24 protein-coding genes are annotated in these 23,507 nt (G+C 34.0%); 11 read left to right on the top strand and 13 right to left on the bottom strand.

The window, feature by feature from the left end:
- The first annotated feature begins 3 nt into the window (after positions 1-3).
- The 3 genes from ACXAFS_RS14040 to ACXAFS_RS14030 all read left to right on the top strand — a co-directional run bounded on the left by ACXAFS_RS14040 (position 4) and on the right by ACXAFS_RS14030 (position 3,137).
- Positions 4-300 (top strand): DciA family protein, encoded by a 297-nt coding sequence (locus tag ACXAFS_RS14040; RefSeq protein ID WP_475307730.1) that lies wholly within the window; start codon positions 4-6, stop codon positions 298-300.
- A gap of 63 nt (positions 301-363) precedes the next feature.
- A complete protein-coding gene (locus ACXAFS_RS14035) occupies positions 364-2,781 on the top strand; it encodes a penicillin acylase family protein (RefSeq protein WP_475307729.1) in 2,418 nt (805 codons plus the stop codon).
- The gene (locus ACXAFS_RS14030) at positions 2,781-3,137 is read left to right on the top strand and encodes a hypothetical protein (protein ID WP_475307728.1); all 357 of its coding nucleotides are present in this window, start codon (positions 2,781-2,783) and stop codon (positions 3,135-3,137) included. The genes ACXAFS_RS14035 and ACXAFS_RS14030 overlap by 1 nt, the downstream gene beginning before the upstream one ends.
- A gap of 7 nt (positions 3,138-3,144) precedes the next feature.
- Here ACXAFS_RS14030 and ACXAFS_RS14025 read toward each other — a convergent pair whose 3' ends face one another.
- The 5 genes from ACXAFS_RS14025 to ACXAFS_RS14005 all read right to left on the bottom strand — a co-directional run bounded on the left by ACXAFS_RS14025 (position 3,145) and on the right by ACXAFS_RS14005 (position 8,726).
- Positions 3,145-3,579: a hypothetical protein gene (locus tag ACXAFS_RS14025; RefSeq protein WP_475307727.1), complete on the bottom strand. Its 435-nt coding sequence runs from the start codon at positions 3,577-3,579 to the stop codon at positions 3,145-3,147.
- Between the two features lie 334 nt (positions 3,580-3,913).
- Positions 3,914-6,136, bottom strand: coding sequence for a TonB-dependent receptor (locus ACXAFS_RS14020; protein ID WP_475307725.1), 2,223 nt, complete (start codon positions 6,134-6,136; stop codon positions 3,914-3,916).
- 2 nt (positions 6,137-6,138) lie between these two features.
- Positions 6,139-7,413 carry a tetratricopeptide repeat protein gene (locus tag ACXAFS_RS14015; protein WP_475307724.1) on the bottom strand — a complete coding sequence of 425 codons (1,275 nt, stop codon included), beginning with the start codon at positions 7,411-7,413 and terminating at the stop codon, positions 6,139-6,141.
- A gap of 75 nt (positions 7,414-7,488) precedes the next feature.
- A complete protein-coding gene (locus ACXAFS_RS14010) occupies positions 7,489-8,007 on the bottom strand; it encodes a DUF4331 family protein (RefSeq protein ID WP_475307827.1) in 519 nt (172 codons plus the stop codon).
- 62 nt (positions 8,008-8,069) lie between these two features.
- Complete coding sequence (locus tag ACXAFS_RS14005; protein ID WP_475307723.1) at positions 8,070-8,726, bottom strand: DUF4331 family protein; 657 nt, start codon at positions 8,724-8,726, stop codon at positions 8,070-8,072.
- A gap of 141 nt (positions 8,727-8,867) precedes the next feature.
- Between ACXAFS_RS14005 and ACXAFS_RS14000 the strand changes: the two genes are divergently transcribed.
- Both ACXAFS_RS14000 and ACXAFS_RS13995 read left to right on the top strand, forming a co-directional pair.
- Entirely contained in the window at positions 8,868-10,043 is a 1,176-nt protein-coding gene (locus ACXAFS_RS14000; RefSeq protein WP_475307722.1) for an LETM1-related biofilm-associated protein, read from the top strand.
- A gap of 55 nt (positions 10,044-10,098) precedes the next feature.
- The gene (locus ACXAFS_RS13995; RefSeq protein WP_475307720.1) at positions 10,099-10,539 is read left to right on the top strand and encodes a J domain-containing protein; all 441 of its coding nucleotides are present in this window, start codon (positions 10,099-10,101) and stop codon (positions 10,537-10,539) included.
- Here the strand turns inward: ACXAFS_RS13995 and ACXAFS_RS13990 are convergent.
- From ACXAFS_RS13990 to ACXAFS_RS13965, 6 genes are read right to left on the bottom strand one after another with little or no spacing between them, the layout of a single operon-like run.
- Entirely contained in the window at positions 10,531-11,286 is a 756-nt protein-coding gene (locus ACXAFS_RS13990) for a LytR/AlgR family response regulator transcription factor (protein WP_475307719.1), read from the bottom strand. The genes ACXAFS_RS13995 and ACXAFS_RS13990 overlap by 9 nt on opposite strands.
- 31 nt (positions 11,287-11,317) lie before the next feature.
- On the bottom strand, positions 11,318-11,641 hold the full coding sequence (locus tag ACXAFS_RS13985; protein ID WP_475307718.1) for a 2TM domain-containing protein: 324 nt from the start codon (positions 11,639-11,641) through the stop codon (positions 11,318-11,320).
- A 22-nt stretch (positions 11,642-11,663) separates the two neighbouring features.
- Positions 11,664-12,008 (bottom strand): 2TM domain-containing protein, encoded by a 345-nt coding sequence (locus ACXAFS_RS13980; protein ID WP_475307717.1) that lies wholly within the window; start codon positions 12,006-12,008, stop codon positions 11,664-11,666.
- A 12-nt stretch (positions 12,009-12,020) separates the two neighbouring features.
- A complete protein-coding gene (locus ACXAFS_RS13975; RefSeq protein WP_475307715.1) occupies positions 12,021-12,326 on the bottom strand; it encodes a 2TM domain-containing protein in 306 nt (101 codons plus the stop codon).
- A gap of 14 nt (positions 12,327-12,340) precedes the next feature.
- Positions 12,341-13,693 (bottom strand): histidine kinase, encoded by a 1,353-nt coding sequence (locus tag ACXAFS_RS13970; RefSeq protein WP_475307714.1) that lies wholly within the window; start codon positions 13,691-13,693, stop codon positions 12,341-12,343.
- 14 nt (positions 13,694-13,707) lie between these two features.
- Positions 13,708-14,343, bottom strand: coding sequence for a tetratricopeptide repeat protein (locus ACXAFS_RS13965; RefSeq protein ID WP_475307713.1), 636 nt, complete (start codon positions 14,341-14,343; stop codon positions 13,708-13,710).
- Positions 14,344-14,708: 365 nt separating this feature from the next.
- Between ACXAFS_RS13965 and ACXAFS_RS13960 the strand changes: the two genes are divergently transcribed.
- The 3 genes from ACXAFS_RS13960 to ACXAFS_RS13950 all read left to right on the top strand — a co-directional run bounded on the left by ACXAFS_RS13960 (position 14,709) and on the right by ACXAFS_RS13950 (position 18,218).
- On the top strand, positions 14,709-16,514 hold the full coding sequence (locus tag ACXAFS_RS13960) for a serine hydrolase (RefSeq protein ID WP_475307711.1): 1,806 nt from the start codon (positions 14,709-14,711) through the stop codon (positions 16,512-16,514).
- 138 nt (positions 16,515-16,652) lie between these two features.
- The gene (locus tag ACXAFS_RS13955) at positions 16,653-17,129 is read left to right on the top strand and encodes a hypothetical protein (protein WP_475307710.1); all 477 of its coding nucleotides are present in this window, start codon (positions 16,653-16,655) and stop codon (positions 17,127-17,129) included.
- 138 nt (positions 17,130-17,267) lie between these two features.
- Entirely contained in the window at positions 17,268-18,218 is a 951-nt protein-coding gene (locus ACXAFS_RS13950; RefSeq protein ID WP_475307709.1) for a hypothetical protein, read from the top strand.
- A 120-nt stretch (positions 18,219-18,338) separates the two neighbouring features.
- Here ACXAFS_RS13950 and ACXAFS_RS13945 read toward each other — a convergent pair whose 3' ends face one another.
- Complete coding sequence (locus ACXAFS_RS13945) at positions 18,339-18,758, bottom strand: nucleoside-diphosphate kinase (RefSeq protein WP_331809424.1); 420 nt, start codon at positions 18,756-18,758, stop codon at positions 18,339-18,341.
- A 240-nt stretch (positions 18,759-18,998) separates the two neighbouring features.
- Here ACXAFS_RS13945 and ACXAFS_RS13940 point away from each other — a divergent pair, with 240 nt between their 5' ends.
- From ACXAFS_RS13940 to ACXAFS_RS13930, 3 genes are read left to right on the top strand one after another with little or no spacing between them, the layout of a single operon-like run.
- Entirely contained in the window at positions 18,999-20,015 is a 1,017-nt protein-coding gene (locus tag ACXAFS_RS13940; protein WP_475307707.1) for a DHH family phosphoesterase, read from the top strand.
- On the top strand, positions 20,015-20,548 hold the full coding sequence (gene gldI / locus ACXAFS_RS13935; protein WP_475307706.1) for a gliding motility-associated peptidyl-prolyl isomerase GldI: 534 nt from the start codon (positions 20,015-20,017) through the stop codon (positions 20,546-20,548). Before ACXAFS_RS13940 ends, gldI begins: the two co-directional genes overlap by 1 nt.
- The gene (locus tag ACXAFS_RS13930; protein ID WP_475307705.1) at positions 20,541-21,752 is read left to right on the top strand and encodes a peptidylprolyl isomerase; all 1,212 of its coding nucleotides are present in this window, start codon (positions 20,541-20,543) and stop codon (positions 21,750-21,752) included. Before gldI ends, ACXAFS_RS13930 begins: the two co-directional genes overlap by 8 nt.
- Positions 21,753-21,870: 118 nt before the next feature.
- Here ACXAFS_RS13930 and ACXAFS_RS13925 read toward each other — a convergent pair whose 3' ends face one another.
- The gene (locus ACXAFS_RS13925; protein WP_475307703.1) at positions 21,871-23,334 is read right to left on the bottom strand and encodes an aminoacyl-histidine dipeptidase; all 1,464 of its coding nucleotides are present in this window, start codon (positions 23,332-23,334) and stop codon (positions 21,871-21,873) included.
- Positions 23,335-23,507: the final 173 nt, after the last annotated feature.

Below are 23,507 nucleotides of genomic sequence, written 5' to 3'. Positions count from 1 at the left end.
TTCATGGCAAAACGAAACAACGATAACCGTCCAATTGAAGAAATCCTAAAAGAATTTGTACAAACCAATAATTTAGAAGCTGGTTTAGACAAAGTAAACATTCGTGAAGCTTGGGCAAATCTTATGGGAAATGGAGTTAACAATTACACCACTGCTATAGAGCTTAAACACGAAACACTTTATGTACAACTAAGCTCTAGCGTGTTGCGTGAAGAATTAAGCTACGGAAACGAAAAAATTATAAAAATGCTTAATGAGTCTGTTGGCAAAGAGATTATAAAAAAACTCGTTCTTCGTTAATAAAATCAATTTTTTAGGCTTAAGAATTATTTAGTATTTTTCAAAAGCAATTATTCAAGCTTTATGAAATACGCCAAACTCATCATTTCCTTCGTATTAACCATTAGTGTATTCTTTATCCTCAACACCAAACTAGGCTCCATTCCGCCAATTGGTAAATTTTTAAATCCATATTCTGGTATTTGGCAAAATGAATCAACCGAATCTATTTCTGGAAATGTTAGTATTCCGGGATTAAAAGACAAGGTTACAGTACATTATGATGATCAATTAATTCCACATGTTTTTGCTCAAAACGAAAGCGATCTCTACAAAGCGCAAGGGTACTTAACAGCCAAACATCGTTTGTGGCAACTCGAGTTTCAGACCTTTGCGGCATCTGGACGTTTATCTGAAATCATTGGCGAAAAAGCGTTGAGTTATGACCGTACAGAACGTCGCAGAGGTATGGGTTATGGAGCTGACCAAGCCATAGCTTATATGGAAAAGCACGACAAAGAAACTCTAGGCTACATTCAAGATTATGCAGATGGAGTTAATGCCTATATCAGTCAATTAAAACCTGAAGATTATCCTGTTGAATACAAACTACTAGACTATAAACCTGAAGCTTGGACTCCTAAAAAAACTGCGTTGTTATTGATGTATATGACCAAAATGCTGGCTGGTAATGATGATGATTTAGAATACACTAATGCATTACGTTTACTCGGAAAAGATAATTTCGATTTATTGTTTCCTGATTTCTTCGACATTACAGATCCTGTAATACCAAAAGAAACTGATTGGAGTTTTATAGATGTACCACAAACACCTTTGACAAACAGTCAGGCTGTATTAGATACCATCACAGAAACAATTTCAAAACCAAATCCAGATAATGGTAGTAATAACTGGGCGGTATCAGGAGCTAAATCAGCAACCGGAAATCCTATTTTGGCAAACGATCCGCATTTAGGTCTTAACCTACCTTCTATTTGGTTTGTTATGCAGCTAAGCACACCAAATCATAATGCGTTTGGAGCAACTATTCCAGGTGCGCTGAGTGTTATTTCTGGCTTTAACCAACATATAGCTTGGGGAGAAACCAACGCAACCAGAGATGTAATTGATTGGTACAAGGTTGAATTTAATAAAGACCGTACCAAATATAAGTATGATGGCCAATGGAAAGATGTTTCTATACGCGTTGAAGACATTAAAATAAGAGGAAAAGAAAACTATAAAGACACTGTACTTTATACACATCATGGCCCTGTAGTGTACGATAAAAACTTTAAGTCTGATATGGAATTGGCAGGCTATGCTATGAAATGGATTGGACACGAAGGAGGAAACAACCAAAAAACATTTATAGAACTTAATAAAGCAAAGAATTATGATGAATATGTGCAAGCATTACAATACTGGAATGCTCCTGCTCAAAACTTTGTTTTTGCTTCCACCCAAGGAGATATTGCGCTTTGGATACAAGGAAAGTTTCCGAATAAATGGGAAGGACAAGGAAAATTTTTAATGGATGGCAGCAACCCTGAAAATGATTGGCAAAGCTACATACCTCAGCAATATAATGCACATACTAAAAATCCTGAGCGTGGTTTTGTGAGTTCTGCCAATCAGCATCCTGTAGACCAAAACTACCCTTATTTTGTATTTAATGATGGCTACGAAACGTACAGAAACAGGGTTATTAATGATTACTTTAATTCTAAAGAGAAATTCAGTGTTGATGATTTTAAAAATTTACACAACAACAACTACAATCTTAAAGCTGCTGAAATTGTACCATATATGTTAGAACACATGGACACTTCGCCACTAGACGAAGAAGAAATGTCTATATACAATGAAATAAAAGCATGGAAATTTAATAATGATATAGACGAAGTTGGTCCAAGTATTTTTAGGCAATGGTATGGAAAACTCTATAATTTGGTTTGGGATGAGCTTGACTCTGAGGAATCAGAATTGGATACGCCATTTACCTATCAAACAATATATCTATTGAAAAATCATGGCGACCACAAATTTATGGATATTGTTGAAACTGAAGATAAAGTTGAAACTGCTAAAGATTTATTTTTAATTGCTTTTAGAAGTGCCGTATCTAAGCTAATTGAAATTAGAGAAGAAAAAGGCGACTACAAATGGGCAAATTATAAAGGCACCTATGCTGGTCACTTATTACAGGCACTACCTGCATTTTCAAGATATGACATTCCTGTTGGTGGAGATCGTAATATTGTTAATGCTACATCAGAAAATCATGGTCCTTCATGGCGAATGATTGTTGAGATGACCTCACCACCAACTGCCATAGGTATATATCCTGGCGGACAATCTGGAAATCCAGGAAGCAAATACTACGATAATTTTATAGATGATTGGGCTGCTGGAAAATACCATCAACTTAACTTTTTGCAATCTAACCAAGCAACTGATTCTATAATTAGCACACAAACCTTAACACCAAAAAACTAATGAAGAACAATATCATTAACTTTTTCGCAACAATATTCCTAGCATTTATACTGTCATTTGTTTTACCGTGGTGGTCCGTAATGACAGCTGGTTTGATAACTTCATTATTTATTCCGTTAAAAAAAGCTTCTGTATTTTTTGTACCCTTTTTAGCAATTCTTGTGTTTTGGGCAGTTTACAGTTTTGTTCTAAGTAGTAGTAATGATTACACTTTAGCAAAACGTATCGCTGAGTTATTACCTCTTGGAGGTAATCCTTATGTTTTAATGCTAGTGACAGGAATTGTTGGCGGGTTAGCTGCTGGAATCACAGCTGTATTTGGAAAGCAATTTGCTGCTTTAGCTGTTAAAAAATGATAAACTTTTAATTTTGACTATTGATATCAACCAGCACTCTGCTTTTTGCCCATTGAATAGCCGTTTCTAAATCACCAAACCGTCTAATCTTTTTACTGAAGAATAAATTTTCTACAACGGTATTTAAAAAACTAAAACTGTTATAACCGATAACTCCGTATCCCTTGAGATTGAAGCTGTTCTTATAAAAGTATAACCAATCCATTGGTTTAAGAGAATATGAGTTTATTCTATGAGATAAGTACACGATTTCACTACCATCATTTTTAGTGTAATCAACTACATCTGCAACAATTCTTTGTGCATGGTCTTCCCAAGAAAAGACAATTCCCTCTTTAATTTCAGAAATAACAAAGCCTTCAAAAATATAAATAACAGCAAAAGGATAGTTTATTTCCTTGAGAACATCTTTATAAAACTTTGTTTCTTTGAGGCTTAGCATGAATTAATATTGATATACCAATAACTGTTATTTTTTTTTAAATTAAAAATTTTTTCTGTGAAAAGCAGTTTTCTCTATTTGTTTATCTATCATGAGATATAATTTAACTTATCATGTAGTTAGCAAATACCAATGTAGATGTATAAAGCTATAGATCTGAATTATTTATAAAAAAACACCCACACTTTCGTGTAGGTGTTTCAACTAACAAAAAAACTCAAAAAGTATCAAGATCTCTCATGATACCGATTAACTGTAATCAGCAGTTAATCTTTCTTGCTAGCAACCAATCAATCAACCTTAATTTGCTTCCCCACAAATTAAAGGTTGACCCCTAAAAATTGTAGGTTATAATTCCTTTTATAAAAAATGGTGTTCCTGGTGTAAAATGAATTTCTTCTACAGACTCTGCTTCGTTTTGCAGACGAGATTCTGTTGCAAACTGAGTTTCGTTCCAGTCTACGTCAAATAAATTTTCTACCATGACACCTAGTGTAATATTTTTCATTCTATAATTAAGGTTAAAATCTGCCACTGTATAGCCTTCAGCTACGATAGAATTGTCTTCGTTAGCTGGTCTATCATTCAGATACCTAAATCGCAATCCACCAGAAAATCCATTTAAATCATCTATGGACAAACCACCTGTAAAAGTAAAATCTGGTGCTAATGGAATATAATCTTCACCTTCTGGTTCATCTATGCTTCTTGCATGTGTATACGTTGCATCAGAGTCTAAAAACAACCAATTGTTTATCTGATATCTTAATCCTAAATCTAGTCCGTAACGTCTTGTTTTACCACTAGGCTCCACAACACCTGCATCTCCTACATAAACAAATTCTTGTTCTAAGAATAAATACCAAAGTGCAGAGTTAACCACCAATTTTGGAAATGGTTTCCAGATAGTTCCTAAATCGGCTCCGTAGGAACGTGGTAAAATATCTTTGCCATTGTTTGCTACAACAACTCTTGCATCGTTGGAGTGAAATCCTAAACCTGATTTTAAGTACAATTGCAGATTATCTTTAGCATTGTAATAGAAATTTAACTTAGGGCTAACTATTGTCTTTGTCTCAGATTTTGTTTCATAATTGGTCTGTAAGGCATCGTTATACATAAACTTGAAATGATCTAAACGCAAAGCAGGTGCTATTCTGAATTTACCAAACTCAAAGTCTGCTTTTACAAAGGCATCAATATTAGTTTGATTTATATCTCCTAACTGAATATTTTCTAACGTAGTAGTTCGGTTTAATGTTCTAGATAATTCCACACCATCAATAATATCATGTCGTAAACCAAAACCTGAGGTTAAATTCAACTCTGTACTACTTAAAAACGTTGAATAATTTAACGCTACATTGGCACCAAAAATCTGTCTGTCTTCTTTTTGTTTTATTTGGTCTCCATTCACAGGATCTTCTAAGAAAAATGTAAAGTTAGAATACAACTCAAAAGCATATTTAGAGTAGTAAGCGTTAGCCTTTAATGTTGTATTGTCGGTAATGTATTTATCATACGTTACATTTAAATTTGTTCGAGAGGTTTCACCACCTTCGGTATCATCTATAGCACCAAATCTTGTAATATTACCGTTATCAACTTCGCGCTGTGGTATTTGCCCAGAAGCATCCCAACGACTTGTAAAATGTGAAGCTGTAAGCGTTAACTTATCATTCTCTGGAGAGTACATTACATACTTTCCAAATAAGTTAAGACGATTAAAATTTTGAGGTGAATCAAACGGTCCGTCTGTGGCTATATATTCCATAGCCATGTAAGCATTCTGATTTTTGGTATTCCCTAACAAATCAAATAAACCTACTGTTCTTAGTGTATTAAACTGACCAAGAGACAACGACACACTACTTTCATCTATATAATCTTTAGTTTTAAAGTTTACATAACCAGCAGTATTAAAATCTCCTTCAGAAGCATAGTAAGCCCCTTTACCAAAATCTATTTTATTCACTGTTTCCGGTATTACAAAGTGCAAATCACTATAACCTTGTCCATGTGCATGAGAGACCATATTTACTGGCATTCCATCTACACCTATCGCTAAATCTGTACCATGATCTATGTCAAACCCTCTAAGAAAAATTTGCTCTGCTTTACCTCCACCAGCATGCTGACCAATAAATAAACCTGGTACTTTTCTTAGCACTTCTTGTGAAGAATTTACTGGTGTAACATTTAGATCTAATCTAGTAATTGTACTTACAGGATTTAGCTCTTCTCGTATTACCATTTCATCTAACTGAAATACTTTTTCTTGTAGAATTATCTTTAAATCATTCGCATCAGTCACTTGCACTATAGCTGTCTTGTAGCCCAAAAGGCCAACTTTCAATGAATCTCCTGCTTTAGTCTGGCTTATAAAAAACACACCATTTTCTGAAGTATGTGCGTGAGTTTCTGAATTTAAGTTGTATACATAAGCTGCTTCGAGAGGTTGATTAAGTTCATTGAGAACAACACCTTTAACATTTTGTGCTTGTAAACCAAACACAAAGAGGCTTAAAAAAATGGAAAATAATGTTAACTTTTTCATGATTATAATTGATTGATTTTAGATTCCATTGTAGGCCCAAGTTCATAGAGACTGGCGACCAACTCATTTTTTAATTCTGAAACTTGATCTGTTTTGCCCACCGCTTTATATATCTCGGCAATGTGGTACAAAACAGCTGGCTCAAAAGTCTGACCTTCTACATGCTTTTCTATGATTGCATTTGCCTTTTTTATGTTTCCTTTTTTAAAATAGCTCCATGCCAATAAATCGTAAGATTGTGGTGTAGGTCTGTTTTTTACCTCAAGTTCTGCTATTTCTATGGCTCTTTCTGGCAGTAACATCTCATCTGTATACACTACAACATTGTAAGCATTATACATGTCACCATAATTTTTATCCCTTACCATATCATTGTAACGACCTATAGCAGCAATTTTAGTTGATTCATCTTCATTATACTCAGCTATTTCTGCTGTTAACAATTCATAATCAGGTGCTGTGTAATATGTCTTTACTGAGTCTAGAATTTTTTGCGCAATAATAGGATTATTTTCATGAGAGAAAGTAATCCATGCAATCCCTTTTTTTGCATACGCATCTGTAGGGTCTAGCGCTAGAGCTTTTAAGTAAAGATTGTAAGATTTTTCTATTTCGCCAGCATGACCATAAAAATCTGCAAGGTTGGTATACGACCACTGTTTCATGCCTTTTAGATTAGATGCTTCAGCTATAGATTTTGCTTTTTCCATATTTATGATAGCACCTTCAAGATTCCCTTTATGGTCTTCCCATTTTGCTAATCGAATTAAGTAATCAAAATCAGACATATTTTTAAATCCCTTTAAATAAGATTCTGCCAAAAGATAATTTCCTAACTCAAGATGCACATCAAAAAGCATTTTTTGAGTACCATTTAATTTATCTCCATTTTCTTCGGCTTGTTTCAATAATTCTAGCGCTTCTTTAAATCTATGTTGAGAAATGTAGTTTGAAGCTAAACTTTTTAGGTATGATGTGGTTTTTCCTTTAGTAATTTCAACAGCTTTCCTTAAGTCTTCTTCTGCTTTTATTAGATAATCTATATCGCCTGTAGCATCAAAAACTGTAGTATAAGCAGCAGCACGTTTTCCTAAATATGGATATTGATTTGTGTTTTTATTAAGCCTATCTGTCCATTGTTGAGCATTTGCAATAAGTGCTGATTTGTCTGCTTTTTCTGAAAGGTATTCTGAATAATCATCACTATTGGTTACTGTGTTATTACAGCTAAACATTAGTAATACTAAAATAATGGGAAAGTTTTTTTTGAGTATCATGGTTTGCGAGTTTTTGTTGTTAAAATATTCCTGAGGCAGATAAACAATCTACCTCAGGAATTTGGGTTCAGTATCTTACCAAGGCGAAGCCAAGTAAGGGAAAGAGGTTAAAAATGCTTTGTCATTGGCATCTACATTATCATTAGACAATCCTGGATTTTCAGAGAAATCCTCTCCTCCAAAGATTAGTAATAGCTCAACAGTTATAACATCATCAGCCAAAGCCCTTCCTGTTAACACGTTTGTACCATCATAAAATGTAGTTGTACCATCTAAAGAAACATTAAGCACATCTGTTGCTAACAAGCCTGTAAAGGTTGCTGCATCTAAACCTAAAGCATTAGTATCACCAGGATTTGCATACGCAGGACTTAGTGCTTCTAGGTTATTTTGAAACATTGCCTGAAACGATGCATTTTGATTTGAAGGTATTGTAGTATTAAAAGCGTCTTTCATACCAGAAGACACAAATACTGTATTTACAGCTGGTCTTCCCATTTGGTCTTGCTGTGCATAAGTGCCTGAGAAATCAGGTCCCATTGGCTGCGAGATTGAGTCGTCATCATTATTACAATTAAATGCCACTAAAGACATTAGCATTGCAATAGCATATAGTTTTATATTATTAGTTTTCATCATTATAGTTTTTAAGTTTGTTATTGTCTTCTTTTAGATTCTACCCAAGTATTTATTGTACCTGAACCACCTATCATAGATTTTGGTACCTCAACAACAACAGAAAGCACATTAGTACCTGCAAAAGTGTCTGCACCAGGATTATTAAAACTTGTAGCGTTACCTGCTATAATTTGGCTATATTGTGCAAAGTCCATAAAGAATGGATCATCTCTTGGGCCAGCAAAAGCCATCATTCCACCAGAAGTTTCTACAATAGCCGATTGTCCATAAGGTGTAATGTCTACGGAAAACTGATTGGCTGCATTAGTTGCAATTGTACTGTTTAATCCAGTTTGAGAAGGTGCAGTTGGTCCAAATACATACATTTTACCATCTCTGGCAACAGCTTGTATTACCAAATCTTCTAGATTGTCTCCTGTATTATCGATATTAAATTCAATTAATACATTTTCATCAAAAGCTGCATTTTGTGTATCGCTACCAGAACCTAAAAGTCCTTGCACATTAGCTACAAATGCAATGTTTGAAGTGTTCTCGCCCTGAAAGGCATAAAAATCTGTGATATCACTAGTACCACCTTGTACAGCAGGAGCATCTATATGATCTGCTGCAATAGCAACAAAAGTTGCAATTGCTACAATTGCTGCTGCCATTAAAAATTTTGTGTTTTTCATAATTTGAGATTTTGTTAATTATTGTGTCTCTGTTCTACCTACGGAAAAATGGAGAAGGCGGTTTTATATTTTTTTCAAAAAGTTTGAAATCTGGTTGTTTTTTGGAGATAAAAAGTATCTTTATATCATAATAGCATTGCCATGAATCCATCAGCAAAAGGCTGGATAAAAAAACTACTCAAAGACCTATCAGATAATAATCTGGCTGATATAGATACCTTAGATTTTTATGATAAGCTGAGACAAACTGGTTTTATTTATGGCAGTAATATTTCTACTTTAAAATTTATAGATCAGTCTTTTGATTTTACCGAAGAAGAGCGAAGTAAAATAAATCTGCTTCTGTGTTTTTACCATATCCATTTAAGCGAAGGGCATTCTAAAGACACCTTTATAGATAAGCTTGTGACTTATTACAAAACTGTAGGTGAAAACGAACGTTCTTTTTTTGAAGAGCTTTTTGGAGAATCTTCTAGTGATAAGTTGCTAGAAAAAATGATTCATAAGCGTATTCATATAGATGATAATTTTATTTCTAAAAGCTTCAACTACTTCTTGGTTAATGCCTTACTTTTTATAGATGTATTAGGCTATATTCAGTTTTTAAATGGTAAAAAAGATATTGAAAACTACGTAAACAATTTAGAATCTGCTTTAGAGTCTGTGGTTATTTCTGTTATGGAAACTAAGCCTGATAAATCAGATTACGACGAAAATTTAATGAAGCTTTTTGAAAGCTCCATGCGTCAAAAAGATACAGATATCAACACCTACGATGATGTAATTAAACTCATAAATCATCCTTTAGAAAAGCAATACCTTGTAGATTTGGTTTGTATGGCATCGTGGAGTGATAAAGTTATTGATACAGCTGAACAGAACTTTCTAAATAAAATGAAAGATGATCTCAACTTAGAACAGGAGGTCATTGATAAATCTATTGAATCTATAAACTCATTTTATGATGAGCATAAAGAAGAAGTTGCTTTTTTGAGTTCTAAAAACTTGGCACAGAGTTTTTATGATAACAGCAGTAAACTCGTATCTAAGCTAGTAAATCGTAACAAAAAACGTCTTTTAAAAGAACTATCTGAGAGTAAAGAAGCGATGAAATTACTTACTGCATCAACCTACAGAACACTCAATGACGAAGAACAAAAAAAGATACAGCAACAACTACTAGATATTTTTAAATCTATACCAAGTTTGGCTATTTTTATGTTACCAGGTGGTGCAATTTTATTGCCACTTTTTGTGAAAATTATTCCGAAATTATTGCCTTCTGCTTTTGATGATAATAGAATTGAAGAGGAATAAAATGTAACATTCAGTTGCAAAACAAGACATATGGATAACATCTAATGTTCAGACTATGATCACTAACTACTACCATATCTTAAAGATTGATAGATCTGCTACAAGCTATGACGTAAAAAAAGCATTTAGAAGAGAGATTAAAATATATCATCCTGATAATAATTCTTCACCTGAAGCAAAAGCACATTTTGAGAAATTGGTTGAAGCTTTTGAAATTTTATCCGACGACGCTAAGCGTTACCACTACAACCAAATGCTAGATAAAAAAGCTACCAATGAGCTCATTGCCATAGAACAAGAAAGTCAGTATAAAGAATGGCAAACAGAAGCTAAAAAGAAGTCAGAAAAATATGAACGATTAGGACTTGATGATCTTTTTGTTCTGGACACATTTAACACAGTTGATGCAGATATTACAGATAGTCTAATATCTGGAACCGAAGATATAGTCGATGGTCTAACCGAAGGGTTAGGAGATATTTTTGATTTATTCTAACCAGTTTTTAAAATCTTTAACACGCTCTCTTGCTACAATAATATCTTGCTCATTAAAGTGACTGAGCTTAATTTGTAATCTAGAGTTGGTATAGCTAATGATATCTTTTATGGCATTAATATTCACATAAAATTTTCGGCTTACCCTAAAGAACACATGTGGCTCTAACTCATCTTCAAGTTGATCTAAAGTTAAGTCTAACAGATAATTTCTACCTTCATTAGTGTATGCGTAAGTCCCTTTATTTTCGCTGTAAATACATTCTATATCTTCAATATTTATAAGCTTTAAATGTTGTCCTACTTTTACCGAAAAACGCTTTTTGTATTCACGTTCTATTGGATTAACTAACAGTTTTTTAATATCGTTAAAGTCTAACGTAACAGATTGCTTTTGTGGTGTTCTACCTTTAAACTTATTTACTGCAATTCTTAAATCGTCATCGTCAATTGGTTTTAACAGATAGTCTATACTATTAAGTTTAAAAGCCTGAAGCGCATATTCATCATAAGCTGTGGTGAAAATTACTGCAGAATTAATATCTAAAGTTTCAAAAATCTCAAAAGACAGACCATCGCTTAATTGTATGTCTAAAAAGATTAAATCTGGATGCTCGTTGTTTTGAAACCATTCTAAGGATTCTTCAACAGAATGCAGCATTGTTTCTGCTTCTACATCCAAAGATTTTAGCATACGTTGTAGTCGTCTTGCTGATGGTTTCTCGTCTTCTATAATGATTACGTTCATTTTGTATGGTTATTTTTTTGGTTGGTTAGTTTTATTCCCACATTTTGGTTTCTTCAGTTTCGTCTTTCTTTAAATAAGAGGCAATCTTTTTGTCTTCCCAGCTTTTCCTGAACACTGTTTTTTCTTTAAAAACTTTCCAGGCATGTATTATTATAGCCATTGTCCACAATACTAATACAGAGAGATTAAGACTAATTATATCATTCTTATAAACACCTTCTACAATGTAAAGGTTATATACTAATAGTGCCACAACAACGAGGTAACCTGTAAAGTGAATGTAAAAGAGTTTTAAGCGTCTTAAGCGCTTCTTAGCATTTAGTAATTTTTGCTCTTCATTATTGTGAGGTTCCATAAACTTCTGTCTTTAATGGTAACTACTCCCAATTACGTTCTTCCTTGTCCATAAATTCTTTAAGCTTACGCTTTTCCCAGTCCTTACCAAAAAAGAAATCTGGTCCAAATACTCCTATAAAGTGAAAGGCTAATCCTATTCCCCAAAAAACTGCAGTGGCATATGGACCAAAACCTCTGAAACCTTGCTCAGAATTAAGTCCTATTAACAGTATTAAAAACACATTGACAACAATATATACTGCAAAATGCCAGTAAAATCCAATTAAGGCATCGACCTTTTTCTTAGCTCTTAAATAAGCCTCTTCTTTTCTAAAATCTGAAACCTCGTCTTTATCTTTATAAGGTTCTAAACTATATTTTTCCATCTCTTTAATTTTTTAATGTGAATCGTTAGACAATTCCTTTTTCATGTATTCTTCAATCTTTCGTTCTTCCCATTTAGCACCAAACTTATATGATACAAAATGTAGAATTAGAAATACTCCCCAAATAGTCCAGGAACTCAAAACGTTAATGGTTAAAAGCGCATCAACAAAGCTGTCCCAGCTATTAAAATCTCCCCAAACTTTAACTACAGTAAGTACTGTGTTTACTAAAAAGTATATGATAAGATGTGTGTAAAACCCTTTCTCTTTTTCAACTCTGCGTTTGGCTTTTATGTAATTTAAATTCTGATCTTTCATGACTCTTAATTTTTTTAATTCCAACGATTCTTTTCATCTTCCTCACGCATATATTCTTCAATTTTGCGCTGTTCCCACTTTGCTCCTAAAGCTCCGTTGTCTACATAAACTCGGTATGCTTGAAACACCAAACTAATTCCCCATCCAAATATTGGAAACCAAAACCACTGAATGGTGTGTTGCGAATATTTATACCAGATGAAAATTAAAAATGGTATAACTAAGACATACGATATTAAACTATAGTAGAAAGCCTTTAGCTCATCTACACGCTTGCGAGCCCTAACGTAGTCGTCGTTAATACGCTCTTTTGATTTTTGTGCTGTTCTCATGATTGATACTTGTTTTGTGAGCATCGGAATTGCAACTGCAAAATCCTTCTCTCTTTGATTGATGTAAACTTTTCGTTCTGTAAGAAGTTGATAGCGTTGTTTTATGTTTTCTAAACCAACTCCACTACTCTTCTTTACAATTTGTTTTGGTTGAAGATTGTTCATCACTACTAAATGATTTCCATCTTCATAAATTTTTATATGCAATGGCTTACTCGAGGTTACCATATTGTGCTTTACAGCATTTTCTAACAATAGTTGTAGCGATAAAGGCACAACTTTACTTTCAGGATTTGAAGCCTTGTCTGGTATTTCAAAAATGATGCTGTCCTCAAATCGCATTTTTAAAAGCGACATATACGTTCTGGCAAAATTCAATTCTTCATCTACCGTCACTAATTCTTTATTTTTCTGCTCTAAAACATAGCGATACACCTTAGACAATGCTGTTGTAAACTTCTGTGCGCTATCAGGATTCTCTTCAATTAAACTGGTTAATACATTAAGACTGTTAAACAGAAAATGTGGATCTAACTGATTTTTTAAAGCATCGAACTTGGCACTGGCAGCACCTGCAATAACCTTTTGTTCTTTTATTTTACTCTTTTGATAGTGATTGTAGAAGTAAATAACATAGAATACCGAAACTATAGTTAAGGTAATCCACAACCCGAAAGAATAACCGCTCCAAGTTTCATTTTCAATGAAATGATCAAACGAATCTCCAAAAATCACAACCTCAACGATAATTCTTAGTACAAAGATGGTTAGTAAAGTCACTATTGTACTCCCTAAAATGCCATATACAATACGTTTAATTACACTGTATGACTTGTAAGTTCGCTTTTCTAAAAATTCAAAGACCAAAGTGTTAACATAGCTGATAACAAAGGTGTATAGTTGATAGATACCAAAGTATATTAAAAACTGATTAACACTTTCAAAATCAAATCCTGTAGAAAAGTAAGATCCTATTACAAAGACTACACAACCTATAAGAAATGTGGTAATAATATTTTTAATTGACTTTGACATAAACTCTAAATAATTTATTCTTTACACTCAGCTAATACTTGTTCTGCACGTTCTTTTCCCCAATTAGGATGAAAAGCGCTCTCTGGCTTAAAGGTATCAAAAAGTTCTATTGATGCTTCAATTTCTTTGCAGAATGGTTCTGTATCCTGACCAAAATATTTAGCACTTCCCATTCCCCAATCTGCTTTACAAAATGCTGCTCTGGGATTTGTTGGGTCTAATTCTAAAGCTTTTGCATAAAGTTCTGTGACCTTGCCAGCATACTTCATCCCATAGGTTGCACCATCGTAGGCTACCCAATTGGTATAAACCTGAGCTTGCATTACCAACAATTCTGAATTGTCTTCGCTTCTGGTCATTGCAATGTCTAAATGCACTTGTGCTTTGTCTAACTGTGCTTTTAAAACGGTTTCATCTTTTTCGCTCCAGCTTTTTAGGCTGTTCATTTGTGCAATGTAATAGTTTGGTAGCCACTCATCTTCTTCAGCGTTTGAAATACGCTCAAACATATTTTCGGCCTCGTCCCATTTGCCTGCTTCCCAAAGTTCAAAAGCTTTAGACATTCCTTTTTCAAAATTGGTTTGTGCTGTAGTTTGATGACTAACTAAACTCAAAACCAATATAACTGCGATTTTTACTAGTGTGTTCATGATATTTTGATTGACGTTTTATGATTACGAGACAAATATCTTTCACAACACTAGCTTTTTAAAATAGCAATTACCGAATTGTCAATTTTTAATGACGAATTGTAATTTTCTGAAAATTTCCTTTAAAAATCAGTAACTTAGAGAGTCTTTTTACTACTAACCAAATAGTTAACAAGATAAACCGTCAGTTCGAGTGTCAAGATGTTCGCATCTTGATGTATCGAGAACAAGGTTTATCAAAGAAATTCTATTCTCGACAGCTCTGCTGAGTTTATCGAAGTGCAATTTTTCATTATTTCCATAATGAAAAACCACTCGAACTGACGAATTTCAACTAAAGTTTAAAACCAAAAACCAACCAAAAAATGAAAACCAGATTTCTCATCGTAGCCCTAATCACATTCCTATCCTTTGTCTCAGCACAAACCGACAAACGTCTCAAAGGCATTGAAAAAGAATTCAATTCCGTGTTAGAATCTACAAAAGCATCTGGATTTGCAGTTGCCATTGTAGAAGGAGATAAAGTTATCTATGCCAAAGGTTTTGGCTATGCAGACTATGAAAATAAAATTCCTGTAGATGCCAATACATTGTTTGCTATTGGCTCATCTACAAAAGCTTTTACGTCTGCTTTACTCGGTATTTTAAGAGAAGATGGAAAATTATCTTTGGACGACAGCCCAATAAAACATGTACCAGACTTACGCTTTTATAATGACGAGATGAACAGCAATATCATCATTAAAGATTTGATGCGCCACAGCACAGGCTTACCAAGACACGATGGTGCTTGGTACTTTTTCCCTTCGCACAATAAAGACTCATTGGTAGCACGTATACAATACCACGAACCGTTTACAGGTGTGCGCCAACAATGGTATTACAACAATTTTGGGTTTTTATTACAAGGTGTTATTACCGAAAAAATTACAGGCGAAAGCTGGGAAAAAAATATTGAAGACAAATTCTTTAAACCCTTAGGCATGGACCGTTCTAAAACCATGATTGATGGCATGAAAAACGGCACAAACACAGCCATTGGTTACCGATTAGATGACGACCGAAACGTTAAAAAAATGGACTACTACGATATTGCAGGCATGTCGCCAGCAGGTAGTATTAACAGTAGCGTTAATGATATGAGCAAGTGGCTAATGACCTGGATTAACAAAGGTAAGTTTGGAGATACTCAAGTGATACCAGAAGCTTATGTAAAAGAAGCCATGAGCTCTCAAATGGTAGTTTCTGGTGGTATGCCAAAAGACGAAATGCCAGATGTACAGTTTGCTAATTATGGCTATGGCTGGTTGTTGCACTCATACAAAGGGCATTATATGGTAGAACATGGTGGTAATATTGATGGATTTTCTGCAAGTGTGGCATTGTACCCAACCGATAGTTTGGGCATTGTTGTACTGTCTAACCAAAATGGCTCTGCTGTACCAAGACTAATTAGAAACATTGCTGCAGATCACATGCTAAAGGTTAATAAAACCGAATGGGCAAAAGAGCACAAAGACAATGTAGAAAAAGCACTAAAAGCCAAAAAAGACACCGAAGATTTAGACAAGTCTGGTAATGTAAAAGGCACAAGACCATCGCATACCAAAATGGACTATACAGGCACTTATGAAAACAAAGGCTATGGTAAGTTTGATATTGTTGTAGAAAACGATAGTTTGTTTGCCACACTCGATGGCGAAAAAGTATACATACATCATCACCACTACGACACCTTTGAGCTAATAGATTATTCTGAAGGTAAAGCAGATACCACACAAATTGGCAAAGCCCTAAAAGTGAGTTTTACTACAAACACTACAGGAGATATAGATTTTCTTAAAGCCGATTTAGAACCTATGACAGATGCTATTGCCTTTAAGCGTACACCAAATACCTTAGATTTAGATGCTAAAACCCTAGAGCAATATGTTGGCACATACGATTTAATGGGTACTGAGATTAAAGCCTACATTAAGGACGAAAACGTACTCTATGTATTTGTGCCAGGACAGCCAGAATATGAGTTGATACCAACAGCATTACACAAGTTTAATTTTAAAGTGTTAGAAGGTTTTAAAATAGAATTTGTAGAAACCGATGGCAAAATAAACCAGGTAAAGTTTATACAACCTAATGGGACGTTTGTGGCGAAAAAGAAAGTGGATTAAGAATAAAACATAATTTAGTGATAAACAAAAAGGTAACTATAAATGATAAAATTATAGTTACCTTTCTGGTGTAAATATAATGTGGAAATATTTGACACATGTATTCTATGGGTATCAAACATTATGACTCAAAACAATATGAAAATAAAGACATTATTGTTAAGCATTTTAATATTAATAACTTCTTGTAATATTCGAGGTAGGAAACCTGAAACAAAGAAAGCCAAAACGGATTTAGATTATCATGATAAAGAAAATTTAAATTATGACCTATTTAAAGATACAAAGTGGGTTACTGGAGAAATTGGCCTAAATGGAGAAAAACCAGATACTATAATATTCAACCATCCTAAAACATTGACGTATATTAGTACTGACACTGGAAAAGAAAGTTATAAATATTCATTTGTAAGTGACACTCTTGTTTTTACATCATATGAAACTGAATATGATATAGACTCTGGTAGAGATATAACTTCTGAAAATATAAATAAGTTCCATTACAAAAATAACACCTTCAAGTTTATATTTTGTTATCAAAAAAAAACAACGCAAAAAGAATTCCAAATTACTAATATGGAAAAGTATAATTTAATATTTCGGAAAATAAAATAATGTTCGTAAACATTTTTTAGTCCAATACTTCTGATTTTCTCTTAGAAAATCCTTTCACTAAATTATAGCCCTAGTTTTTTCACTAAATTAGTCACTGTAACAAGTAACGAAATCTTACGCAAACTGGCAGCAATTTTCATGAAGCATATCCTATACATATTAATATTAGTTTTACCAACATTTTCTATCAGCCAAGAAATATCAATAGAAATTGATACTCTTAAGATTTCAGATAATGGACGCCTAGCTGAAACTGCACTTTATAAAAACAACTTTTACTTTCTATTCCATACAAATAGAAAAAATACTACTGCTGACTTCAAGACAATGAAAGTTTATGATTTGAAAGGAAAATTTGTTGAGAACGTATTTCTTCCAAAATCAGCTATTTCAATGCCATATTGCGACTTAAGAGTTAACAATGAAAGATTGTATTTAAAACAGGAATACTCATTCAGGGAAAAAACTTTTTTACTTGAAAAATATGTTGCAGATTTTAATGAAATCCAAGACACAATTGTGAACATCTATGAAGATTCAAGCTATAGAATCTATCCTAATTGCAACGGAGAATGGGGAGCTTCAACTTATTTCGAAAACAAAACAGACAACAACGTTTATGAATTTTCATCATCTTGTAATTTCAATTTTGAAAAAACAAATCAGGGTTATTTATTGACTAATAGAAATGAAATTTTAATAATTAGAAATCCCGAGAAGCTTTATAAATCTCAAATTACATTTGATAGAAGTTATTTAGACAAGGAAAATCAAGGTGTTGAGACTTTTTTCAAATCTGACTTTGATTTATACACAACATTCTCAAAAAATAACGAATTGAATGTTATTTATGGAGATTCCACAAATTCCCATATCGGGAAACTTAAAAATGGTGAGTTAAAATCAATTTATGATTTTGGACAACCTTTTAGGTTTTCATATTGGTTTAAAGACAACAATTCAAACACTCAAATTTTGAAAATGTATACTTATGAAAGTGAATCTGATTTTGGAATTCTGGAAGGATATAAAATTTTAGGGCTTCTATTGATTAAAGACGAAAAAATAAAACTGTATTTTATAAAATAAACACTTTAAAAGTCTAGTATAGCCATAAATAATTACTTGTTCTAGCCTACTTCCAAAATAACAAAACAAAAAGACCATCCTAACAGATGGTCTTTTTAATATTATATAAAGTGTATGCTCTTAAAACATCTCTCTACCAGCAAAGTGAAACGCACCTTCAATAGCAGCGTTTTCATCACTATCACTACCATGTACAGCGTTTTCACCAATAGAAGCTGCATATAACTTACGGATAGTACCTTCAGCAGCATCCGCAGGATTTGTAGCACCAATTAAAGTTCTAAAATCTTCAACAGCGTTGTCTTTTTCTAAGATAGCTGCAACGATTGGGCCACGTGTCATGTACTCAACTAGTTCACCAAAGAATGGACGCTCTTTGTGGATTCCGTAAAATTCCTCAGCATCTGCCTTAGTCATTTGAGTTAACTTCATTGCTACGATTCTAAATCCTGAAGCTGTAATTTTTTCTAATATTGCGCCAATGTGTCCTTTTTCAACAGCATCTGGCTTTAACATTGTAAATGTTCTGTTAGTTGCCATGTGTAATTTTTTAATTGGGTGCAAAAGTAATGCATTTCTTTAATTTATCAAGCACCTCAATTATTAAATTAATGTTACTACATACTGTCACACTGAGCGCAGTCGAAGTGCAATTGAAACAAATAGCTAATTAGGCTTCGACTGCGCTCAGCCTGACACCAAAATCAAAGAAAATAAAGGATTCTTAATTTCATATTAAAAACGTTTTCAAAAACACTAAAAATTGTAAATTCGCTTCCTATGATTAAAACACAAATTCCAGAACTAAAAACACTACTTAGCACACCACAAGACATTGTGATTGTGCCACACAAAAATCCAGATGGTGATGCCATGGGTTCTACATTAGGCCTATTTCATTATCTAAAAGCTTACAATCACCAAGTAACCGTTATTGCACCTAACGATTATCCAGATTTTTTAAAGTGGTTACCTGGAAATGACAGCGTTTTAATCTTTGAGTCTCATCAAGACCAATGCGAAGCCTTAATAAACAAAGCGCAGCTTATTTTCACTTTAGACTTTAATGCTTTTCATCGTGCTGGTGATATGGAAATATCTTTAGAACAGTCGTCGGCTACCAAAATTATGATAGACCATCATCAACAACCAGATGATTATGCTAAGTACACCTACTCTGATGTGAGTATGTCTTCTACCTGCGAAATGGTTTACAATTTTATAGAAATGCTAGGCGATTTAAATAAAATAGACAGTGCTATTGCGACCTGTTTGTACACAGGAATTATGACAGATACTGGCTCGTTTCGTTTTCCATCAACCACGAGTAGAACACATCAAGTAGTTGGAGACTTAATGAAGCGTGGTGCTAAGAATTCAGACATTCATAATAACATTTACGATACCAATAGCTATAGTCGTTTGCAGCTTTTGGGCAGAGCGCTTCAAAACCTAAAGGTCATACCAGAATTACGCACAGCTTATATTACCTTATCGCAGGCTGAGTTGGATGAATTCAACTTTAAAAAAGGAGATACCGAAGGATTTGTTAACTATGGATTATCATTAAAGGATATCATCTTTGCTGCCATCTTTATTGAAAACCAGCAAGAAGGTATCGTAAAAGTATCATTACGAAGTAAAGGAACGTTTTCTGTAAATGAATTTTCGAGATCACATTTTAATGGTGGAGGCCATACCAATGCTGCTGGTGGACGCAGTGAAGACAGCTTAGAAGCTACGATTGAGAAATTTATTAGTATATTACCACAATATAAAAATGAATTGTCCCAGTAATGAAACACCTACTCTACATACTAATTGCGGCTTTTCTTTTGGTGGGTTGTAAATCGCCCGAAGCCAGAATGCCAGAAACGGTACAGTCTGGTTCATTCCTTAAAGAATCGGCAGAGCGCAATAAAAAGCTAAACGAAAAAGAGCAAGAGATTATTCAAACGATTATAAAGAATAATCCAGATAAAGACTATATCGCTTCAGAAAGTGGTTTTTGGTACTACTACAATACTAAAGCAGAAAAAGACACTATTCAACCAGATTTTGGAGACATTATTAATTTTGAATACAACGTGTCTGACCTTAGTGGAAATGAAATCTACGCGAATGCAGAAAGAACCTATGTAATGGATAAGCAAGAACTATTCACAGGTCTGCGTGAAGGTTTAAAACTAATGACTGCAGGAGATGAAATAACATTTATCTTTCCATCACAAAAAGCCTATGGCTACTATGGTGATGAAAACAGAATAGGAACAAATGTTCCGTTAATATGTGAAGTAACTTTAAACACTATAACCCAAGAAAATGATTAAAAAAGCACTTACAACGTTTATAATATTAGTTGTATTGGCAAATATCTCTTGCCAAGAGAAGTATCCTAATTTAGAAGACGGACTTTATGCAGAATTTGTTACCAATAAAGGTACAATGGTAGCAGAATTATATTATGAAGATGTACCTGTAACAGTAGCAAACTTTGTGGCTTTAGCTGAAGGTAATCATCCTATGGTATCTGAAGAATACAAAGGAAAACGTTATTATGACAGTGTTACTTTTCACAGAGTAATCGACAAATTTATGATTCAAGGTGGTGACCCAACTGCTACAGGTATGGGAGATCCTGGCTATAAATTTGCAGCAGACTTTAACAAAAAATACTCTCATGATGCTCCTGGAATGTTATCTATGGCAAATGGTGGGAATATCAATACAAACGGAAGTCAATTTTTCATTACAGAAGTACCGATACAACGTTTAGACTTTTTTGATGCAGAAGGAAATTTAAAACCATGTGATCAACCTAGAGTTAGTTGTCACTCTGTTTTTGGTAAATTGGTAAAAGGTCTAGAAGTACAAGATTCAATTTCTAATGTAAAAGTTATTGATCCTGCCAGAAGAAACCATAAACCAGTGGAAGATGTTATTATTACAGAACTAAACATTATTAGAATCGGTAAAGACGCTAAATTCTTTGATGCACCAAAAGTATTTGAAGAAGGCATGCCAAAAGTAGAAGCAGAATTTGCTCGCATTAAAGAGGAAGCGAAAAAAGAAGCTGAAGAAAAAGCTAAAATTGCTAAAGAAGAGTTTTTAAAGAAAAATGAAGAATTAACTGGTCGTCGTATTGAGTCTCCAACAGGAATGGCTATGATTTTTACACACGAAAGTGATGGTGTGCAACCAAAATCTACAGACCGTGTAAATATTGACTGTGCTGGTTATTTTGAAAACGGTGAGTTATTCTGGACAACTTGGGAAGAAGTTGCCAAGAAAAACGGTAAGTTAGACGAGAGACAAGCGCAATCAGGACAATATAAACCTTTTACAATGCCTTACAATGAAACTGCTAGTTTAGTTGCTGGTTTTAGAGAAGCAATGTTAAACATGAAAGTTGGTGACAAAGCCAGAGTATTTATTCCGTATTACTTAGGTTATGGAGATGCTGGTAGAGCACCTTTAATCCCACCAAAAACAAACCTAGTTTTTGACATAGAAATTGCAAGTATTGCTGAATAAGTAAACAACTTAACAACAATATAAAAAGGCAGCTGGTCACTGAGCGTAGTCGAAGTGCAGCTGCCTTTTTTTGTACTATCACTATGTCATGCTGAACTTGATTCAGCATCTAAAAATATTAAGCTCTCTTAGGAATGTTTTTCAAAATCTCTAAAACAAACTCCCAATACTTTTGAGCTGACGAAATTTGAGCGCGTTCATCTGGTGAGTGTGCTCCTTTAATATTTGGACCAAAACTAATCATATCCATTTCTGGATAATTCTGCCCAAGAATTCCACACTCTAAACCTGCATGGCAAGCTGCAACATGAGGTTTATCTCCATTATTAAGGCGTTCGTAAATTGGAACCATTACTTTTAAAATAGCAGAATCCATATTTGGTGTCCAACCAGGATAACTTCCTGAGAATTCAACCTCACAACCAGCAAGTTCAAACGTAGACTTTAAAGCATTTGCCAAATCCATTTTAGAAGACTCTACAGAGCTACGTGTTAAGCAACCTACTTTAATATTACCATCTTTTACAATTACTCTAGCTATATTATTAGAGGTTTCTACCAAATCTTTGATATCTGCACTCATTCTATATACTCCATTGTGTGCAGCATATAATGCTTTTAATAATTGAGATTGCGCTTCAAATGGCATTACGTTTTCTGGTAAATCAGTTTCTGTAAAGACCATTTGTAAATCTGACTCCATAGTTTTGTATTCCTTCTTAATCGTTTCAGATAAAGCTTTTAAGACATTTAACAGCACCTCTTCTTTATCTGATTTTAAAACTACAACAGCAACACTCTCTCTTGGTATGGCATTACGTAAACTACCTCCATCAATCTCAGCCACTTTAATATCTTCGATAATAGCATAGAGCAAGCGATTCATAATTTTATTGGCATTACCCAAACCTTCATGAATTTGCATACCAGAATGACCACCTTGTAAACCTTTCACTTCAACTTTATAAGCTTTGTAGCCATCTTTAGAAACCGGTTGCTCATTATATGAACCTGTTGCTGTGACATCTACTCCACCTGCACAACCAACACCTATTTCATCATCTTCTTCGGTATCTAAATTCAGTAGTATTTCACCATTAAGCAAACCACCTTTGAGTCCCATTGCACCTGTCATACCAGTTTCTTCATCTATGGTAAACAAGGCTTCTAAAGCAGGATGTACTATACTATCACTTTCTAAAATGGCCATAATTGTAGCCACACCCAGACCGTTATCTGCACCAAGTGTAGTACCTTTTGCCTTTACCCAATCACCATCTACATACATGTCGATACCTTGAGTATCAAAATCAAAAACGGTATCGTTATTTTTTTGATGCACCATATCTAAATGCGATTGCATCACAATGGCTTTTCGGTCTTCCATTCCTGCTGTTGCAGGCTTTCTAATGATGACGTTACCAACCTCATCTTCTATAGTTTCTAAACCTAATCCTTCACCAAAATCCTTCATAAATTTTATAACACGTTCTTCCTTTTTTGAAGGACGAGGTACAGCATTAAGATCTGCAAATTTGTTCCATAGTGCCTTTGGTTCAAGGCTTCTTATATCTTGACTCATATTACTTACCCACAGAAGTGGGTATCTTTTTAAATTAATACTTAATTTTTCGATTACAAAAGTACAAAAAGACTTATTGTTTTTTGTCATCCTGAACTTGTTTCAGGATCTCATATAGATATTCAACCTTCTGCAAATATAGATTCCGCATCAAGTGCGGAATGACAAGTTTT

Source organism: Winogradskyella sp. ABM4_392, assembly GCF_056160445.1.
Note: the sequence above shows the minus strand (reverse complement) of the source record. Positions and strands in the feature narration are given on the sequence as shown.

Bases quoted from the DNA above. Each gene is read 5' to 3' on its own strand.
- ACXAFS_RS14040 (WP_475307730.1), top strand. From the start codon at position 4: ATGGCAAAACGAAACAACGATAACCGTCCAATTGAAGAAATCCTAAAA.
- ACXAFS_RS14035 (WP_475307729.1), top strand. From the start codon at position 364: ATGAAATACGCCAAACTCATCATTTCCTTCGTATTAACCATTAGTGTA.
- ACXAFS_RS14030 (WP_475307728.1), top strand. From the start codon at position 2,781: ATGAAGAACAATATCATTAACTTTTTCGCAACAATATTCCTAGCATTT.
- ACXAFS_RS14025 (WP_475307727.1), bottom strand. From the start codon at position 3,579: ATGCTAAGCCTCAAAGAAACAAAGTTTTATAAAGATGTTCTCAAGGAA.
- ACXAFS_RS14020 (WP_475307725.1), bottom strand. From the start codon at position 6,136: ATGAAAAAGTTAACATTATTTTCCATTTTTTTAAGCCTCTTTGTGTTT.
- ACXAFS_RS14015 (WP_475307724.1), bottom strand. From the start codon at position 7,413: ATGATACTCAAAAAAAACTTTCCCATTATTTTAGTATTACTAATGTTT.
- ACXAFS_RS14010 (WP_475307827.1), bottom strand. From the start codon at position 8,007: ATGTCTTTAGTGGCATTTAATTGTAATAATGATGACGACTCAATCTCG.
- ACXAFS_RS14005 (WP_475307723.1), bottom strand. From the start codon at position 8,726: ATGAAAAACACAAAATTTTTAATGGCAGCAGCAATTGTAGCAATTGCA.
- ACXAFS_RS14000 (WP_475307722.1), top strand. From the start codon at position 8,868: ATGAATCCATCAGCAAAAGGCTGGATAAAAAAACTACTCAAAGACCTA.
- ACXAFS_RS13995 (WP_475307720.1), top strand. From the start codon at position 10,099: ATGATCACTAACTACTACCATATCTTAAAGATTGATAGATCTGCTACA.
- ACXAFS_RS13990 (WP_475307719.1), bottom strand. From the start codon at position 11,286: ATGAACGTAATCATTATAGAAGACGAGAAACCATCAGCAAGACGACTA.
- ACXAFS_RS13985 (WP_475307718.1), bottom strand. From the start codon at position 11,641: ATGGAACCTCACAATAATGAAGAGCAAAAATTACTAAATGCTAAGAAG.
- ACXAFS_RS13980 (WP_475307717.1), bottom strand. From the start codon at position 12,008: ATGGAAAAATATAGTTTAGAACCTTATAAAGATAAAGACGAGGTTTCA.
- ACXAFS_RS13975 (WP_475307715.1), bottom strand. From the start codon at position 12,326: ATGAAAGATCAGAATTTAAATTACATAAAAGCCAAACGCAGAGTTGAA.
- ACXAFS_RS13970 (WP_475307714.1), bottom strand. From the start codon at position 13,693: ATGTCAAAGTCAATTAAAAATATTATTACCACATTTCTTATAGGTTGT.
- ACXAFS_RS13965 (WP_475307713.1), bottom strand. From the start codon at position 14,343: ATGAACACACTAGTAAAAATCGCAGTTATATTGGTTTTGAGTTTAGTT.
- ACXAFS_RS13960 (WP_475307711.1), top strand. From the start codon at position 14,709: ATGAAAACCAGATTTCTCATCGTAGCCCTAATCACATTCCTATCCTTT.
- ACXAFS_RS13955 (WP_475307710.1), top strand. From the start codon at position 16,653: ATGAAAATAAAGACATTATTGTTAAGCATTTTAATATTAATAACTTCT.
- ACXAFS_RS13950 (WP_475307709.1), top strand. From the start codon at position 17,268: ATGAAGCATATCCTATACATATTAATATTAGTTTTACCAACATTTTCT.
- ACXAFS_RS13945 (WP_331809424.1), bottom strand. From the start codon at position 18,758: ATGGCAACTAACAGAACATTTACAATGTTAAAGCCAGATGCTGTTGAA.
- ACXAFS_RS13940 (WP_475307707.1), top strand. From the start codon at position 18,999: ATGATTAAAACACAAATTCCAGAACTAAAAACACTACTTAGCACACCA.
- gldI (WP_475307706.1), top strand. From the start codon at position 20,015: ATGAAACACCTACTCTACATACTAATTGCGGCTTTTCTTTTGGTGGGT.
- ACXAFS_RS13930 (WP_475307705.1), top strand. From the start codon at position 20,541: ATGATTAAAAAAGCACTTACAACGTTTATAATATTAGTTGTATTGGCA.
- ACXAFS_RS13925 (WP_475307703.1), bottom strand. From the start codon at position 23,334: ATGAGTCAAGATATAAGAAGCCTTGAACCAAAGGCACTATGGAACAAA.